Raw genomic sequence first — 16,926 nt, 5'->3', positions numbered from 1 at the left:
TTATTTTCCTCCTTCCTCAGAAGCTTTCTTTTTTGTAGGAAGGACTTCTCCACGGTAGATCCATACTTTTACGCCTAATTTACCGTATGTTGTATCAGCTTCAACTGCTGCATAGTCAATATCAGCGCGAAGTGTATGAAGTGGAACAGTTCCTTCACTGTAAGATTCTGCACGAGCGATATCAGCTCCGCCAAGACGACCAGAAACCTGTGTTTTAATACCTTTAGCACCTGCACGCATAGCACGTTGAATAACTTGCTTTTGTGCACGACGGAATGATACACGGTTTTCTAATTGACGAGCAATGTTTTCGCCTACTAATTTAGCGTTAAGATCAGCTCTCTTAACTTCTAAAATGTTGATGTGTACACGCTTGCCTGTTAATTGGTTAAGAGCTTTACGAAGTGCTTCAACTTCAGTACCACCTTTACCAATTACCATACCAGGTTTTGCAGTGTGAATTGTAACATTTACACGATTTGCTGCACGTTCGATTTCTACTTTAGCAACAGCAGAATCTTTTAAGCGTACAGTAATGTACTCACGGATTTTGATGTCTTCATGTAATAATGTAGCATAATCTTTCTCTGCGAACCAACGAGATTCCCAGTCACGGATAACGCCGACACGAAGACCAATTGGATTAACCTTTTGACCCATCGATTATCCCTCCTTCTTTTCTGATACCACAACTGTGATGTGGCTTGTGCGTTTGTTAATTTGGCTTGCACGACCCATTGCACGTGGACGGAAACGTTTCAACGTTGGACCTTCGTCAACGAAAACTTTTTCAACAACTAGGTTGTTAATATCCATCTCATAATTGTGCTCTGCATTTGCGATTGCAGATTTTAAAACTTTCTCTACAACTGGAGAAGCAGTTTTTGGTGTGTGGTTAAGGATAGCAATCGCTTCACCCACTTGCTTACCTCGGATTAAGTCTACTACTAAACGAACTTTACGAGGAGCAATACGAACTGTTCTCGCTACTGCTTTAGCTTGCATTGAAGTGCCTCCTCTCATTATCTTCTAGTTTTCTTATCGTCAGCAAGGTGACCTTTATACGTACGAGTTGGTGCGAATTCACCTAACTTATGGCCAACCATATCCTCAGTGATGTACACAGGTACGTGTTTACGACCATCATATACAGCGATTGTGTGTCCGATGAACTGAGGGAAGATTGTTGAACGGCGAGACCAAGTTTTAACAACTTGTTTTTGCTCAGATGCAACTAATTTTTCCATTTTGCTCATTAAGTGATCATCGACAAATGGTCCTTTTTTTAAGCTACGAGCCATTTTGGTGCCTCCCTTCGTGATTGGCGTACGGTTCTAGAAATGAACCGTACTACAATCCCATTATTTTTTACGACGACGAACGATGAATTTGTCAGACGCTTTGTTTTTCTTACGAGTCTTGAATCCAAGAGTTGGTTTACCCCATGGAGACATTGGAGACTTACGTCCGATTGGAGAACGTCCTTCACCACCACCGTGTGGGTGATCAACCGGGTTCATTACAGAACCACGAACTGTTGGGCGTTTACCTAACCAGCGAGAGCGACCTGCTTTACCGATCTTGATAAGTTCGTGTTGTTCGTTACCTACTTGACCGATTGAAGCGCGACAAGCAGATAATACAAGACGTACTTCACCAGAAGTTAAACGTACAAGTACGTATTTACCTTCTTTACCAAGTACTTGAGCAGATGTACCAGCAGAACGAACTAATTGTCCGCCACGACCAGGCTTAAGCTCGATGTTATGAACAACAGTACCTACTGGAATGTTGATTAATGGTAATGCGTTACCGATTTTGATGTCAGCTTCTGGGCCAGACATAACTTCCATACCTACTTCTAAGTTCTTAGGAGCAAGAATGTAACGTTTTTCACCGTCAACGTAGTTAATTAATGCGATATTCGCAGAGCGGTTTGGATCGTATTCGATCGTAGCAACGCGTCCTGGAATTCCATCTTTGTTACGCTTAAAGTCGATGATACGGTATTGACGCTTATGTCCGCCACCTTGATGACGTACAGTAATTTTACCTTGGTTATTACGACCAGCCTTCTTGCTTAAAGGAGCAAGTAATGACTTTTCTGGTCTGTCAGTCGTGATTTCAGCGAAATCATTCGTAGTCATATTACGACGACCGTTAGTAGTTGGATTATACTTTTTAATTCCCATCTCAATTTCCCTCCTTCTTTAGTAAGAATTAAACGCCTTGGAAGATTTCGATTTCTTTGCTGTCAGCAGTTAGCTTAACGATTGCTTTACGACGACGGCTAGTAAAACCAGCGTGACGACCAACGCGTTTTGCTTTCGGCTTGTAGTTCATGATGTTCACTTTTTCTACTTTAACACCAAAGATCGCTTCAAGAGCATCTTTAACTTCTGTTTTATTAGATTTAACGTCCACATCGAACGTGTATTTTTTTTCAGCCATCATTTCCATAGAACGTTCAGTGATAACTGGGCGCTTAATGATATCACGAGGATCTCTCATTATGCAAGCACCTCCTCTACTTTTTCCACTGCCGCTTTTGTCATGATTAGCTTATCATGATGAAGCACGTCTAAAACGTTTACGCCATCAGCAGTGATTACTGTTACTCCAGGGATATTGCGAGCAGATAACTCTACAGATTCGTTTGCATCAGCAGTTACGATAAGAGCTTTCTTCTCAACAGTTAATCCTTTAAGTACTGCTAGCATGTCTTTTGTTTTTGGTGCATTTAACACTAGGTCTTCAAGAACTACAATGTTGTTCTCAACTACTTTAGTAGCTAATGCAGATTTGATTGCTAAACGACGAACCTTCTTAGGAAGTTTGTACGCATAGCTTCTTGGTGTAGGTCCGAATACCGTACCACCACCACGCCATTGAGGAGAGCGGATAGACCCTTGACGAGCACGTCCAGTTCCTTTTTGACGCCATGGTTTACGACCACCACCACGAACTTCAGAACGAGTTTTTACTTTGTGTGTACCTTGACGTAAAGATGCACGTTGCATCATTACAGCTTCGAAAAGTACAGCTTCATTTGGTTCGATACCGAAAATAGCTTCAGCTAATTCGATTTCACCAACCTGTGAACCAGTTTGGTTATATACAGTAACTTTTGGCATTGGAATTCCTCCTTCCTATGTGAATTATTTGCTAACCTTCACAGCGCCTTGAACAACTACAAGAGATTTCTTAGCACCTGGAACGTTACCTTTTACTAGTAATAAGTTGCGCTCAGTGTCAACTTGAACGATTTCTAAGTTTTGGATAGTAACTTGGTCTCCACCCATACGTCCAGCAAGTTTTTTACCTTTGAATACACGGTTCGGAGCAACTGGGCCCATTGAACCTGGACGACGGTGATAGCGAGAACCATGAGACATAGGTCCGCGAGATTGTCCGTGGCGTTTGATAACACCTTGGAAACCTTTACCTTTAGAAATTCCTGTTACGTCAACGATTTCACCTGCAGCGAAAACTTCAACTTTTACCTCTTGACCAACCTCTAATCCGTCCACGTCTGCATCGCGGATTTCGCGAATGAAGCGCTTAGGAGTTGTAGATGCTTTAGCAGTGTGGCCTTGTTCAGGTTTGTTAGTTAACTTTTCACGTTTATCTTCAAATCCTAACTGGATTGCATTGTAGCCATCAGTTTCAGTTGTTTTCTTTTGAAGAACAACGTTTGGATTAGCAGCGATAACTGTTACTGGGATTAACTCACCGTTCTCAGCAAATACTTGAGTCATACCGATCTTTCTTCCTAAGATTCCTTTGGTCATGAGTTACACCTCCTACATTTTTAAGTTATATGAATTATAGTTTGATTTCGATATCTACACCAGACGGTAAGTCTAAACGCATTAATGAATCTACTGTTTGTGGAGTAGGACTCACGATATCGATTAAACGTTTGTGTGTGCGCATTTCGAATTGCTCACGAGAATCTTTGTACTTATGAACAGCACGAAGAATTGTGTAAATAGTCTTCTCAGTTGGTAATGGGATCGGACCAGAAACTGTTGCCCCAGAACGCTTAGCTGTTTCTACAATTTTCTCAGCTGATTGATCAAGAATACGGTGATCATAAGCTTTTAAACGGATACGAATTTTTTCTTTTGCCATTATTTTCCCTCCTTCGTTCGCCTATTTCTAAAATAGACCTTCTCCATGGAAATTTCCCCACACCATGCCATGGCAAAGCGGCCGGGTGTGTCAGCAACCTTCCACTTCATCGCAGTCAAAGACCAACATTGTCTATTATACAATGTTATTCGTCTAGATGCAAGCATCTTTTTGTTTGCATCTGCTTTTCTCTACTTTTGCTATTATACATGGCACTTTAAAGAATTTCAAGTTTTCATCTAACAGAATTCATTTTACAGTTTCTGGATTTTAGTTTTATTGATTTCATATTACTATAGAAGAAACTCGTCAAAACATAAAAATAAAATTTCATTTATTATATAACTACAAACAAAAAACCCAAGGGAAGATCCCTTGGGTTTTTTTATATCAGTTAAGATTACTCAACGATAGTAGCAACTACACCGTAACCTACTGTACGTCCACCTTCACGAATAGAGAATTTAGTTCCCTCTTCGATAGCGATTGGAGCGATAAGTTCGATAGTCATTTCGATGTTGTCACCAGGCATTACCATTTCAGTACCTTCTGGTAATTGGATGATACCAGTTACGTCAGTTGTACGGAAGTAGAACTGAGGACGGTAGTTAGCGAAGAATGGAGTGTGACGTCCACCTTCTTCTTTAGATAATACGAAAACTTCAGCTTTGAATTTAGCGTGAGCTTTTACAGAGCCAGTTTTAGCAAGAACTTGTCCACGTTGGATGTCTTCACGAGCAACCCCACGAAGTAAAGCACCGATGTTGTCTCCAGCTTGAGCTTGGTCAAGAAGTTTACGGAACATCTCTACACCAGTTACAGTTGTAGAAGCATTTTCTTCAGCAAGACCGATGATTTCTACTACGTCACCAACTTTAACGATTCCGCGCTCTACACGACCAGTTGCAACTGTACCACGACCTGTGATAGAGAATACATCCTCGATAGGCATTAAGAATGGTTTGTCAGTTTCACGTTCTGGAGTTGGGATGTAAGCATCAACTTCAGTCATTAATTCAATGATTTTTGCTTCCCAATCAGCTTCTCCTTGAAGAGCTTTAAGAGCAGAACCTTTGATTACAGGAATGTCGTCGCCTGGGAATCCGTATTCAGATAATAGGTCGCGAACTTCCATTTCTACTAATTCTAATAATTCTTCGTCGTCTACCATGTCGCATTTGTTTAAGAATACAACGATGTAAGGAACACCTACTTGACGAGAAAGAAGGATGTGCTCACGTGTTTGAGGCATTGGGCCATCAGCAGCAGATACTACTAAGATACCGCCGTCCATTTGAGCAGCACCAGTGATCATGTTTTTAACATAGTCAGCGTGACCTGGGCAGTCAACGTGTGCATAGTGACGAGTTTCAGTTTCGTACTCAACGTGTGCAGTTGAGATTGTGATTCCGCGCTCTCTTTCTTCTGGAGCAGCGTCGATTTGATCGTATCCGCGTGCTTCAGCACCACCAGCTTTTGCAAGAACTGTAGTGATCGCAGCAGTTAATGTAGTTTTACCATGGTCAACGTGGCCGATTGTACCGATGTTAACATGGGGTTTAGAACGTTCGAATTTAGCTTTAGCCATTCTAAATTCCTCCTTAGTTTATATAGGTTATTTTATATTTAGACTAGAAAGTGAAACTTACGTCCCACTTTCTAAGCTTACATAAGTAGTTATACTTGAACAATCGATAAAAATCAATTATTCACCTTTATTTTTTTTAATAATTTCTTCAGAAACAGACTTCGGTACTTCTTCATAATGATCAAATGTCATTGAGAATGTTCCGCGTCCTTGAGTGTTAGAACGTAATGCCGTTGCATAACCGAACATTTCCGAAAGTGGAACCATAGCGCGAACAACTTGTGCGTTACCGCGAGCTTCCATACCTTCTACACGTCCACGACGAGATGTTACGTCGCCCATAATGTCACCCATGTACTCTTCAGGAATTACAACTTCAACTTTCATCATTGGCTCAAGAATTACTGGGCTACATTTAGAAACCGCAGCTTTAAGTGCCATAGATGCAGCGATTTTGAACGCCATCTCAGATGAATCGACATCATGGTAAGATCCGTCAACTAACGCAGCTTTGATGTCAACTAGTGGATAACCAGCTAGTACACCATTTTTAAGTGAGTCTTCAAGACCCGCTCCAACAGCTGGGATGTATTCACGTGGAACTACACCACCGACGATTTTGTTTTGGAATTCAAAACCTTTACCTTCTTCATTAGGTTCAAACTCAATCCAAACGTGACCGAATTGTCCACGACCACCAGATTGACGAGCGAACTTACCTTCAACTTTCGCAGCAGCGCGGAAAGTCTCACGGTATGCTACCTGAGGAGCACCAACGTTTGCTTCCACTTTGAATTCACGGCGCATACGGTCAACGATGATATCAAGGTGAAGTTCACCCATACCAGCGATGATTGTTTGGCCAGTTTCTTGGTCAGTGTGAGCACGGAATGTTGGATCTTCTTCAGAAAGCTTAGATAATGCTGTACCCATTTTATCTTGGTCAGCTTTAGATTTTGGTTCGATAGCTACAGAGATAACTGGCTCTGGGAATTCCATAGACTCAAGGATAACAAGGCTCTTCTCGTCACAAAGAGTATCACCAGTAGTAGTATCTTTTAAACCTACAGCAGCAGCGATATCACCAGCGTAAACTGTTGAAATCTCTTCACGGCTGTTAGCGTGCATTTGTAGGATACGACCTACACGCTCACGCTTACCTTTAGTTGAGTTTTTCACGTATGATCCAGAGTTTAACACACCAGAATACACACGGAAGAACGTTAACTTACCAACATAAGGGTCAGTCATGATTTTGAATGCTAAAGCTGCAAATGGTTCTTCATCGCTAGACTTACGTTCGATTTCTTCATCTGTATCCGGAAGAGTACCTTTAATAGCAGGTACGTCTAATGGAGATGGTAGGTAATCGATAACTGCGTCTAACAGAATTTGAACACCTTTATTTTTGAATGCAGAACCACAGATTACTGGGAAGAATTCTACAGAAGTTGTAGCCTTACGGATACCAGCTTTAAGCTCTTCTATAGTGATTTCTTCACCTTCTAGGTACTTCATCATCATTTCTTCATCAAGCTCAGCTACCGCTTCAATAAGTTTTCCACGGTATTCTGCAGCTAATTCTTTGTGCTCTTCAGGAATTTCAACACGCTCGATGTCTGTTCCTAAATCGTTACCGTACATGTAAGCACATTCTTCAACAAGGTCAATGATACCATTGAACTCATCTTCAGCACCGATTGGTAACTGAATTGGGTGTGCGTTTGCTTGTAAACGATCGTGGATTGTTCCTACAGAGTATAAGAAATCTGCACCAATCTTATCCATTTTGTTAACGAATACGATACGAGGTACACCGTAAGTAGTAGCCTGACGCCAAACAGTTTCTGTTTGTGGTTCTACACCAGATTGTGCATCAAGTACTGCTACCGCACCATCAAGTACGCGTAAAGAACGTTCTACTTCTACTGTGAAGTCTACGTGTCCTGGAGTGTCAATGATGTTTACACGGTGACCTTTCCATTGAGCTGTAGTTGCAGCAGAAGTAATTGTGATACCACGCTCTTGCTCTTGCTCCATCCAGTCCATCTGAGATGCACCTTCATGAGTTTCACCGATTTTATGAATACGTCCTGTGTAATACAGAATACGCTCAGTTGCTGTTGTTTTACCAGCATCGATGTGAGCCATGATACCAATATTACGAGTGTTTTCTAAAGAGAACTCTCTTGTCATTTGGTGTCTTGCTCCTTCCATATATGGATTGGATTTTTTTATTTTAAGTAGCAAAAAAGCCACTTTATATTGTTACACATGTCAGTATGTCCAGTACCCTCATTATGTAAAACGAGCGCCCAACGAAAGGGAGAGGCATTCTCCCTCTCCACACTTCCATAAGCGACAAATAAAGCGGTTTATGCTTACATTTATTTTACGTTGAATCCTACCAACGGTAATGAGCAAATGCTTTGTTAGCTTCTGCCATTTTATGAGTGTCTTCACGTTTCTTAACAGATGCACCAGCGTTGTTAGCTGCATCTAAGATTTCGTAAGCTAGACGCTCTTCCATAGTTTTTTCACCACGAAGACGAGCATAGTTTACTAACCAGCGAAGACCTAAAGTTGTACGGCGTTCTGGACGAACCTCAACTGGAACTTGGTAGTTAGCACCACCAACACGACGAGCACGTACTTCAAGAACAGGCATGATGTTCTTAAGAGCTTGCTCGAATACTTCCATAGGGTCTTTCTCTGAACGTTCACGAACGATATCGAAAGCGTTATAAAGAATTGTTTGAGATTTACCTTTTTTACCGTCAACCATCATTTTGTTGATAAGGCGTGTTACTAGCTTAGATTTGTACATTGGATCTGGTAACACGTCACGTTTCGCAACAGGTCCTTTACGAGGCATATTGAGTTCCTCCTTTCATTTTAAAGTTATTATTTTTTAGCAGGTTTTGGTCGCTTAGTACCATATTTAGAACGTCCTTGCATACGTTTGTCAACACCAGCTGTATCAAGCGCACCACGAACGATGTGGTAACGTACCCCTGGTAAATCCTTTACTCGACCACCGCGAATTAATACTACGCTATGCTCTTGTAGGTTATGACCGATACCTGGGATGTAAGCTGTAACTTCAATACCATTTGTTAAACGTACACGAGCGTATTTACGTAACGCTGAGTTCGGTTTCTTCGGAGTCATTGTACCAACACGAGTACATACACCACGTTTTTGAGGTGCAGAGATATCAGTTGATTTTTTCTTTAAAGAGTTAAAACCTTTGTTTAACGCAGGTGATTTAGACTTCCATACTTTATCAGTACGACCATTTCTCACTAATTGGTTAATAGTAGGCATTTGATTATCCTCCCTTCGCATGTTTGTATGACCACATATCCAGGTGGTTCATTATTAGTTGAAAACAAAGTTTTTGCAAGGAAGAGCAAATGCTCTCTCCTCACAAAAACAGTTTTAACTTATTATTCCTATTGCTGAAGCTCCCACTTGAATCCCCGAAACTTTTCCAAGCTTACGAACTGATTCAACTTTGGTTATGGGTATGTTATGTTGCAAGGCAGTACGAATGATCATATGGGTTAACCGCATATCAGCATCTTCCGCAATAACAACTTCTTTAACTATACCATTTTTGATTGCCTCCAATGTACGTTTATGACCAACGACTACATTTTCAGCATTTGACACTTTTTGATAAGACATATAAATATCCTCCAAAGCATCATTCAGGAGCAACCTTGATTATAGTAACATTTTGATTCATACAATGTCAACTAGGATTAGCTGTTTTTATACAAAATTTACGACGGAAAATTTTACTGTTCCACATAAACTTCATCGTTTTCTACATTCATGTCACCTTGTGTTGTTTTTACAAGGTCCACTTTGCGATAACGATTCATACCTGTTCCAGCAGGAACAAGTTTACCGATAATAACATTTTCTTTCAATCCTAGAAGTTCATCGCGTTTACCCTTAATTGCTGCATCAGTTAAGACACGTGTCGTTTCTTGGAACGATGCTGCAGATAAGAATGAATCAGTTTCAAGCGAAGCTTTTGTAATACCAAGTAGAACAGGTCTAGCTGTTGCTGGTTGTTTACCTTTCAGTAACACCTTCGCATTCGCATCAGTAAACTGATGGATATCTAGTAATGTTCCTGGTAATACATCTGTTTCACCCGCATCACTTACACGAACTTTACGTAACATTTGACGTACCATTACTTCTACGTGCTTGTCGCCAATTTCTACCCCTTGCATACGGTATACTTTTTGAACTTCACGTAATAAGTATTCTTGAACCGCCGTAATGTCCGTTACTTTTAGTAATTCTTTCGGATCAATAGAACCTTCTGTTAACTCTTTACCGTGGCTAATTGGCTGTCCTGGAGTTACTTTCAGACGCGCACCGTAAGGAATAGCATACGTACGAGCTTCAACTTCACCCTGTACAACTACTTCTTGGCGATCTTTAACATCGTTGATCGCTGCGATAACACCATCGATTTCACTGATAACTGCCTGACCTTTCGGATTACGAGCTTCGAAGATCTCTTGGATACGAGGTAAACCTTGAGTGATATCATCTCCGGCAACCCCACCTGTATGGAACGTACGCATCGTTAACTGTGTACCTGGCTCACCGATAGATTGAGCTGCGATAATACCTACCGCTTCTCCTACTTCTACGTCTGTACCAGTTGCTAAGTTACGACCGTAACACTTCTTACATACACCGTGGCGAGTGTTACACGTGAACGCTGAACGAATGTTTACAGTTTCAACACCCGAATTTTCAACGATATGAGCGATATCTTCAGTAATTAGTTGGTTTTCACTAACTAATACTTCACCTGTTTCAGGATGTTTTACAGTTTTTCTTGCAAAACGTCCAACAAGACGATCATATAATGACTCAATTACTTCATTACCCTCTTTAATCGCACCAATTAATAGACCACGATCTGTTCCACAATCATCTTCACGGACAATTACATCTTGTGCAACGTCTACAAGACGACGTGTTAAGTAACCAGAATCGGCAGTTTTAAGTGCTGTATCGGCAAGACCTTTACGCGCACCATGCGTAGAGATGAAGTACTCAAGTACTGTTAAACCTTCACGGAAACTTGATTTAATTGGAAGTTCGATAATACGACCAGATGGATTGGCCATCAGACCACGCATACCAGCAAGCTGAGTAAAGTTCGATGCGTTACCACGGGCACCGGAATCACTCATCATGAAGATTGGATTGCGTTTATTCAAGGATTTCATCAGTTTTCCTTGGATAACATCTTTTGCATTACTCCAAATAGAGATAACGCGATCGTAACGTTCTTCTTCTGTGATCAAACCGCGACGGAATTGTTTAATTACATTATCTACTTTTGCTTGTGCTTCATGGAGAATTTCATCTTTTTCACCTAATACAAGAATGTCAGATACCCCAACTGTAATACCAGCTTTTGTAGAGTACTTAAATCCTAAGTTTTTCATGCGGTCAAGCATACGAGATGTTTCCGTAATTTGGAAACGTTTGAATACTTCCGCAATGATGTTACCAAGGATCTTCTTGCTAAATGGCGCCACTTCTTCGCGACTAGCAATAATTTCTTTAATGTTCGCACCTTTTTCAACGAAATACTCCGCTGGTGTTTCTTTTTCAAGGTTTGAGTTTGTCGGTTCATTAATATAAGGGAACGACTCTGGTAAGATTTCGTTAAATATTAATTTACCAACTGTTGTTAATAGAAGCTTACCTTTTTGCTCTTCAGTAAATGTTACGTTATTTACTGAACTTGCAGCAACTGCAACACGTGTGTGCAGATGTACATATCCATTTTGATATGCAAGTATTGCTTCGTTTGCATCTTTGAAGACCATACCTTCACCGATTGCGCCTTCACGCTCAAGAGTTAAGTAGTAGTTACCTAATACCATATCCTGAGATGGAGTAACAACTGGTTTTCCGTCTTTTGGATTCAAGATGTTTTGTGCCGCTAACATAAGAATACGAGCTTCTGCTTGTGCCTCTGATGATAACGGAACGTGAACCGCCATTTGGTCACCGTCAAAGTCCGCGTTGTATGCAGTACATACAAGTGGGTGAAGACGAATTGCGCGACCTTCTACTAATGTAGGTTCAAACGCCTGGATACCAAGACGGTGAAGTGTTGGTGCGCGGTTTAGAAGTACTGGATGCTCTTTGATCACAGATTCTAAAACGTCCCAAACTTCAGGTTGTACACGCTCGATTTTACGTTTAGCACTCTTAATGTTGTGTGCTAAACCTTTTCCAACTAACTCTTTCATAACGAAAGGCTTAAACAATTCAAGCGCCATTTCTTTCGGTAATCCACATTGGTACATCTTTAAGTTCGGTCCTACAACGATTACAGAACGGCCAGAGTAGTCAACACGTTTACCTAATAAGTTTTGACGGAAACGTCCTTGTTTACCTTTAAGCATGTGAGATAGTGATTTTAATGGACGGTTACCCGGTCCAGTAACTGGACGGCCACGACGACCATTATCGATTAATGCGTCTACAGCTTCTTGTAACATACGTTTTTCGTTTTGAACGATGATGCTTGGTGCACCTAAGTCCAATAGACGTTTTAAACGATTATTACGGTTAATTACACGACGGTATAAGTCGTTTAAGTCAGAAGTAGCAAAACGTCCACCATCCAACTGTACCATTGGGCGTAGTTCTGGTGGGATAACTGGAAGAACATCTAGGATCATCCAAGATGGGTGATTTCCAGAGTTACGGAATGCTTCTAATACTTCTAGACGTTTAATAGCACGAGTACGGCGTTGTCCTTGTGCTGTTTTTAATTCTTCTTTTAAGAAGTCTACTTCTTTATCTAAATCGATATCTTGTAGTAGCTTTTTAATCGCTTCTGCACCCATAGCAGCTTGGAATGTGCTACCATATCGATCACGATATGCACGGTATTCTTTTTCAGAAAGTAATTGCTTCTTATCAAGTGGTGTATCTCCACTTTCTGTTACAACATAAGAAGCGAAATAAATTACTTCTTCAAGCGCGCGAGGGGACATGTCTAAGACAAGTCCCATGCGGCTCGGGATACCTTTGAAATACCAAATATGAGATACAGGAGCAGCTAATTCGATATGACCCATACGTTCACGACGAACTTTTGCACGCGTTACTTCAACGCCACATCGATCACAAACTACACCTTTATAACGTACACGTTTGTATTTTCCGCAATGACATTCCCAGTCCTTTTGTGGTCCGAAAATACGCTCACAGAACAAGCCATCTTTCTCAGGCTTTAACGTACGATAGTTAATTGTTTCTGGTTTCTTAACTTCACCGTATGACCAAGAACGAATCTTGTCAGGTGAAGCAAGTCCAATCTTCATATATTCAAAGTTATTTACATCTATCAAGGGGCCTACCTCCCTTTTAGTCTACAGGTTATCCCAATTATTCCTTAGTTGTCTCAACTTCGACATTCAATTTATCTGCTGATTGATGATCATCGTCATCTTCTGTATCACGCATTTCAATTTCTTTATCGTCGCTAGACATCATTTTAACGTCCATACCTAAACTTTGCAGCTCTTTAATCAATACTTTGAATGATTCAGGAACGCCTGGTTCTGGAACATTTTCGCCTTTAACAATTGCTTCATACGTCTTAACACGTCCAACAACATCATCAGACTTCACTGTTAAGATTTCTTGAAGAGTATAAGCAGCACCATAAGCTTCAAGTGCCCAAACCTCCATCTCACCGAAACGCTGTCCACCGAACTGAGCTTTACCTCCAAGAGGCTGCTGCGTTACAAGTGAGTATGGTCCAGTAGAACGAGCATGAAGTTTATCGTCAACCATGTGCGCAAGTTTGATCATATACATGACACCAACAGATACGCGGTTATCGAATGGTTCACCAGTACGTCCGTCATACAGGATTGTTTTCGCGTCATTTGCCATACCAGCTTCTTCAATCGTGCCCCAAACATCTTCCTCACGAGCACCATCGAATACTGGTGTTGCAATGTGAATGCCAAGGTATCTTGCTGCCATACCAAGATGAAGCTCTAATACCTGACCGATATTCATACGAGATGGTACCCCTAATGGGTTTAACATGATATCGATTGGCGTACCGTCTGGTAAGTAAGGCATATCTTCTTCTGGTAAAATACGAGAGATAACACCTTTGTTACCGTGACGTCCGGCCATCTTGTCACCTTCAGAAATTTTACGTTTTTGAACGATATATGCACGTACAAGCTGATTCACGCCTGGTGGCAATTCATCGCCATCTTCACGGTTGAATACTTTTACGTCTAAGATAATACCGCCACCACCGTGTGGTACACGTAGTGATGTATCACGTACTTCACGTGCTTTTTCTCCAAAGATAGCATGTAATAGACGTTCTTCAGCTGTTAATTCTGTTACACCTTTAGGTGTTACTTTACCAACAAGTAAATCTCCATCTTTTACTTCCGCACCAACGCGAATGATACCGCGCTCGTCAAGGTTGCGTAATGCATCTTCCCCAACGTTTGGAATGTCACGTGTAATTTCTTCTGGTCCAAGCTTCGTATCACGAGCTTCTGACTCATATTCTTCAATATGAATAGAAGTGTACACATCATCTTTTACAAGGCGCTCACTCATAATGATCGCATCCTCGTAGTTATAACCGTCCCAAGTCATGAAGCCAACAAGCACGTTACGTCCAAGTGCTAGTTCACCTAATTCCATAGAAGGACCATCCGCAAGGATTTCTCCTTTTACAACTTCATTTCCAACACTTACGATTGGGCGTTGGTTGTAGCAAGTTCCTTGGTTAGAACGAATGAATTTTTGCATTTTGTAGCGATCTAAGTCGCCTTTTACTGTTTGACCGTCAACTTCTACAAAGCGACGTACCCAAACTTCACGTGCTTCTACGCGTTCAACAACACCAGGGTGTTTACAGATTACTGCAGCACCTGAGTCTTTTGCTGATACGTACTCCATACCTGTACCTACAATCGGAGATTCCGGATTCATTAACGGAACCGCCTGACGTTGCATGTTCGCTCCCATAAGTGCGCGGTTAGAGTCATCGTTTTCTAAGAACGGAATACAAGCTGTCGCTGCCGACACTACTTGTTTTGGAGATACATCCATGTAGTCGATGCGTTCTTTATTTGTGACAATGTTTTCACCACGGAAACGAGCTACGATATCTTCACTAAGGAATTCTCCTTCTTCAGATAATTTCATATTCGCTTGGGCTACAACATAATTATCTTCTTCATCTGCAGTTAAGTAATCAACCTGCCCTGTTACAAGACCAGTTTCTGGATCAACACGACGGTATGGTGTTTCAATGAAACCAAACTCATTTACTTTCGCGAACGATGATAATGAGTTAATCAAACCGATGTTTGGTCCCTCTGGTGTTTCAATCGGACACATACGACCATAGTGAGAGTAGTGAACGTCACGCACTTCAAAGCCTGCGCGCTCACGCGTTAAACCACCGGGTCCTAATGCAGATAGTCTTCGTTTGTGAGTTAACTCTGCTAATGGGTTTGTTTGGTCCATGAACTGAGATAACTGAGAACTTCCGAAGAACTCTTTAATAGATGCAATAACAGGACGAATATTAATTAGCGCCTGTGGTGTAATTGCATTTGTATCCTGAATCGACATTCTCTCACGAACAACACGTTCCATACGAGAAAGACCGATACGGAATTGATTTTGTAATAGTTCTCCAACTGAACGCAGACGACGGTTTCCTAAATGGTCGATATCATCTGTATCCCCTACTTTGTATAGTAGGTTGAAGAAGTAACTGATAGAAGCAAGGATATCACCTGGTGTAATGTGTTTTACATCACGAGTAATATTCGCATTACCAATTACATTAATTACGCGTTCGCCTTCTGACTCAGGAGCATAAATCTTAATAGATTGCAGCTCAACATCGCCTTCTACCACTCCACCCATTGGTTTCGCTGTTTTGAATCCAATGTTTTTCTCTAAGTAAGGTAAAATGCGATCAAGTGTACGACGATCTAAGATTGTTCCTTCTGCCGCTAAAATTTCACCAGTTTCTGGATCCACTAATGTTTCAGCTAAACGTTGGTTAAACAATCTGTTTTTAATGTGTAACTTCTTGTTGATCTTATAGCGACCTACATTTGCTAAATCGTAGCGCTTTGGATCGAAGAAACGAGACACAAGTAAGCTCTTAGCATTTTCTACTGTTGGTGGTTCACCAGGACGTAGACGCTCATAAATTTCAAGCAATGCTTTTTCTGTGCTATCTGTGTTGTCTTTTTCTAATGTGTTGCTTAAGTATTCGTTATCACCTAAAAGCTCGGTGATTTCTTGATCAGAGCCAAACCCTAATGCGCGTAACAAAACAGTTACAGGAAGTTTACGCGTACGGTCAATACGCACATATACAACATCCTTAGCATCTGTCTCATACTCTAACCAAGCTCCGCGGTTTGGAATTACAGTAGCAGTAAAACCACGTTTTCCGTTTTTATCCACTTTGCCACTATAGTATACGCTTGGAGAGCGAACTAACTGGGAAACGATAACACGTTCTGCACCGTTAATTACGAATGTTCCAGTCTCTGTCATGAGTGGGAAATCTCCCATGAACACATCTTGTTCTTTTACTTCACCAGTTTCCTTGTTGATTAGACGCACTTTTACACGAAGTGGTGCTGCATACGTCACATCACGCTCTTTGCATTCGTCTACAGAGTATTTAGGTTCACCTAAGCTGTAGTCGATAAATTCAAGCGATAGATTTCCCGTAAAGTCTTCAATCGGAGAAATGTCTTGGAACATTTCTCGCAAACCCTCATCAAGAAACCACTGATAAGAAGAGGTTTGAATTTCGATAAGATTTGGTAACTCTAATACTTCACTAATACGGGCATAACTTCTTCGTTGGCGGTGGCGTCCGTATTGAACTAGTTGACCTGTCAACTGCTTCACCCCTCAAATCATGAGTATTATAAATGCACAAAAAAATTTGCGCAAAATCACAAATAAATACAACTACTGCTATTAGCGTAGTCTTTTTCTCTTAAAGATAAATACGTTGAGTCTTTCTACCTGCTCAAAAAAGAAAAATGGCTTCTATAAGAAAACCATCATTCTGTTTCATAATCTGCTGATTTTACTATCTTTTCCAAGAGAAACAA

15 protein-coding genes are annotated in these 16,926 nt (G+C 41.0%); all 15 read right to left on the bottom strand.

The genetic code is table 11. From position 1 onward, the window contains the following. Window positions 1-660 carry a 30S ribosomal protein S3 gene (rpsC, locus tag ACXVYO_RS04595; RefSeq protein WP_000529958.1) on the bottom strand — a complete coding sequence of 220 codons (660 nt, stop codon included), beginning with the start codon at window positions 658-660 and terminating at the stop codon, window positions 1-3. 3 nt (window positions 661-663) lie between these two features. Continuing rightward, window positions 664-1,005: a 50S ribosomal protein L22 gene (gene rplV / locus ACXVYO_RS04590; RefSeq protein WP_001148024.1), complete on the bottom strand. Its 342-nt coding sequence runs from the start codon at window positions 1,003-1,005 to the stop codon at window positions 664-666. Window positions 1,006-1,022: 17 nt separating this feature from the next. Next, complete coding sequence (gene rpsS, locus ACXVYO_RS04585; RefSeq protein ID WP_000124454.1) at window positions 1,023-1,301, bottom strand: 30S ribosomal protein S19; 279 nt, start codon at window positions 1,299-1,301, stop codon at window positions 1,023-1,025. Between the two features lie 60 nt (window positions 1,302-1,361). Then, window positions 1,362-2,192 (bottom strand): 50S ribosomal protein L2, encoded by an 831-nt coding sequence (gene rplB, locus ACXVYO_RS04580; protein ID WP_000511582.1) that lies wholly within the window; start codon window positions 2,190-2,192, stop codon window positions 1,362-1,364. 28 nt (window positions 2,193-2,220) lie between these two features. Then, window positions 2,221-2,511 (bottom strand): 50S ribosomal protein L23, encoded by a 291-nt coding sequence (gene rplW, locus ACXVYO_RS04575; protein WP_001205558.1) that lies wholly within the window; start codon window positions 2,509-2,511, stop codon window positions 2,221-2,223. Then, window positions 2,511-3,134, bottom strand: coding sequence for a 50S ribosomal protein L4 (rplD, locus tag ACXVYO_RS04570; RefSeq protein ID WP_001127258.1), 624 nt, complete (start codon window positions 3,132-3,134; stop codon window positions 2,511-2,513). Before rplD ends, rplW begins: the two co-directional genes overlap by 1 nt. A gap of 24 nt (window positions 3,135-3,158) precedes the next feature. Further along, on the bottom strand, window positions 3,159-3,791 hold the full coding sequence (rplC, locus tag ACXVYO_RS04565; protein ID WP_000160209.1) for a 50S ribosomal protein L3: 633 nt from the start codon (window positions 3,789-3,791) through the stop codon (window positions 3,159-3,161). 34 nt (window positions 3,792-3,825) lie between these two features. Then, window positions 3,826-4,134: a 30S ribosomal protein S10 gene (rpsJ, locus tag ACXVYO_RS04560; RefSeq protein ID WP_001040595.1), complete on the bottom strand. Its 309-nt coding sequence runs from the start codon at window positions 4,132-4,134 to the stop codon at window positions 3,826-3,828. A gap of 400 nt (window positions 4,135-4,534) precedes the next feature. Further along, the gene (tuf, locus tag ACXVYO_RS04555; RefSeq protein ID WP_001029617.1) at window positions 4,535-5,722 is read right to left on the bottom strand and encodes an elongation factor Tu; all 1,188 of its coding nucleotides are present in this window, start codon (window positions 5,720-5,722) and stop codon (window positions 4,535-4,537) included. Between the two features lie 117 nt (window positions 5,723-5,839). After that, a complete protein-coding gene (gene fusA / locus ACXVYO_RS04550) occupies window positions 5,840-7,918 on the bottom strand; it encodes an elongation factor G (protein WP_073519016.1) in 2,079 nt (692 codons plus the stop codon). A 208-nt stretch (window positions 7,919-8,126) separates the two neighbouring features. After that, on the bottom strand, window positions 8,127-8,597 hold the full coding sequence (gene rpsG / locus ACXVYO_RS04545; RefSeq protein WP_001137490.1) for a 30S ribosomal protein S7: 471 nt from the start codon (window positions 8,595-8,597) through the stop codon (window positions 8,127-8,129). Between the two features lie 29 nt (window positions 8,598-8,626). Continuing rightward, complete coding sequence (rpsL, locus tag ACXVYO_RS04540) at window positions 8,627-9,049, bottom strand: 30S ribosomal protein S12 (RefSeq protein ID WP_001142341.1); 423 nt, start codon at window positions 9,047-9,049, stop codon at window positions 8,627-8,629. A gap of 114 nt (window positions 9,050-9,163) precedes the next feature. Further along, a complete protein-coding gene (locus ACXVYO_RS04535) occupies window positions 9,164-9,412 on the bottom strand; it encodes a 50S ribosomal protein L7ae-like protein (RefSeq protein WP_000121828.1) in 249 nt (82 codons plus the stop codon). A 113-nt stretch (window positions 9,413-9,525) separates the two neighbouring features. Beyond that, a complete protein-coding gene (gene rpoC, locus ACXVYO_RS04530; protein WP_000567949.1) occupies window positions 9,526-13,137 on the bottom strand; it encodes a DNA-directed RNA polymerase subunit beta' in 3,612 nt (1,203 codons plus the stop codon). Window positions 13,138-13,174: 37 nt separating this feature from the next. Beyond that, a complete protein-coding gene (gene rpoB / locus ACXVYO_RS04525; protein WP_061678374.1) occupies window positions 13,175-16,708 on the bottom strand; it encodes a DNA-directed RNA polymerase subunit beta in 3,534 nt (1,177 codons plus the stop codon). Window positions 16,709-16,926 lie beyond the last annotated feature (218 nt).

This window comes from Bacillus sp. BC08 (assembly GCF_054326875.1).
Note: the sequence above shows the minus strand (reverse complement) of the source record. Positions and strands in the feature narration are given on the sequence as shown.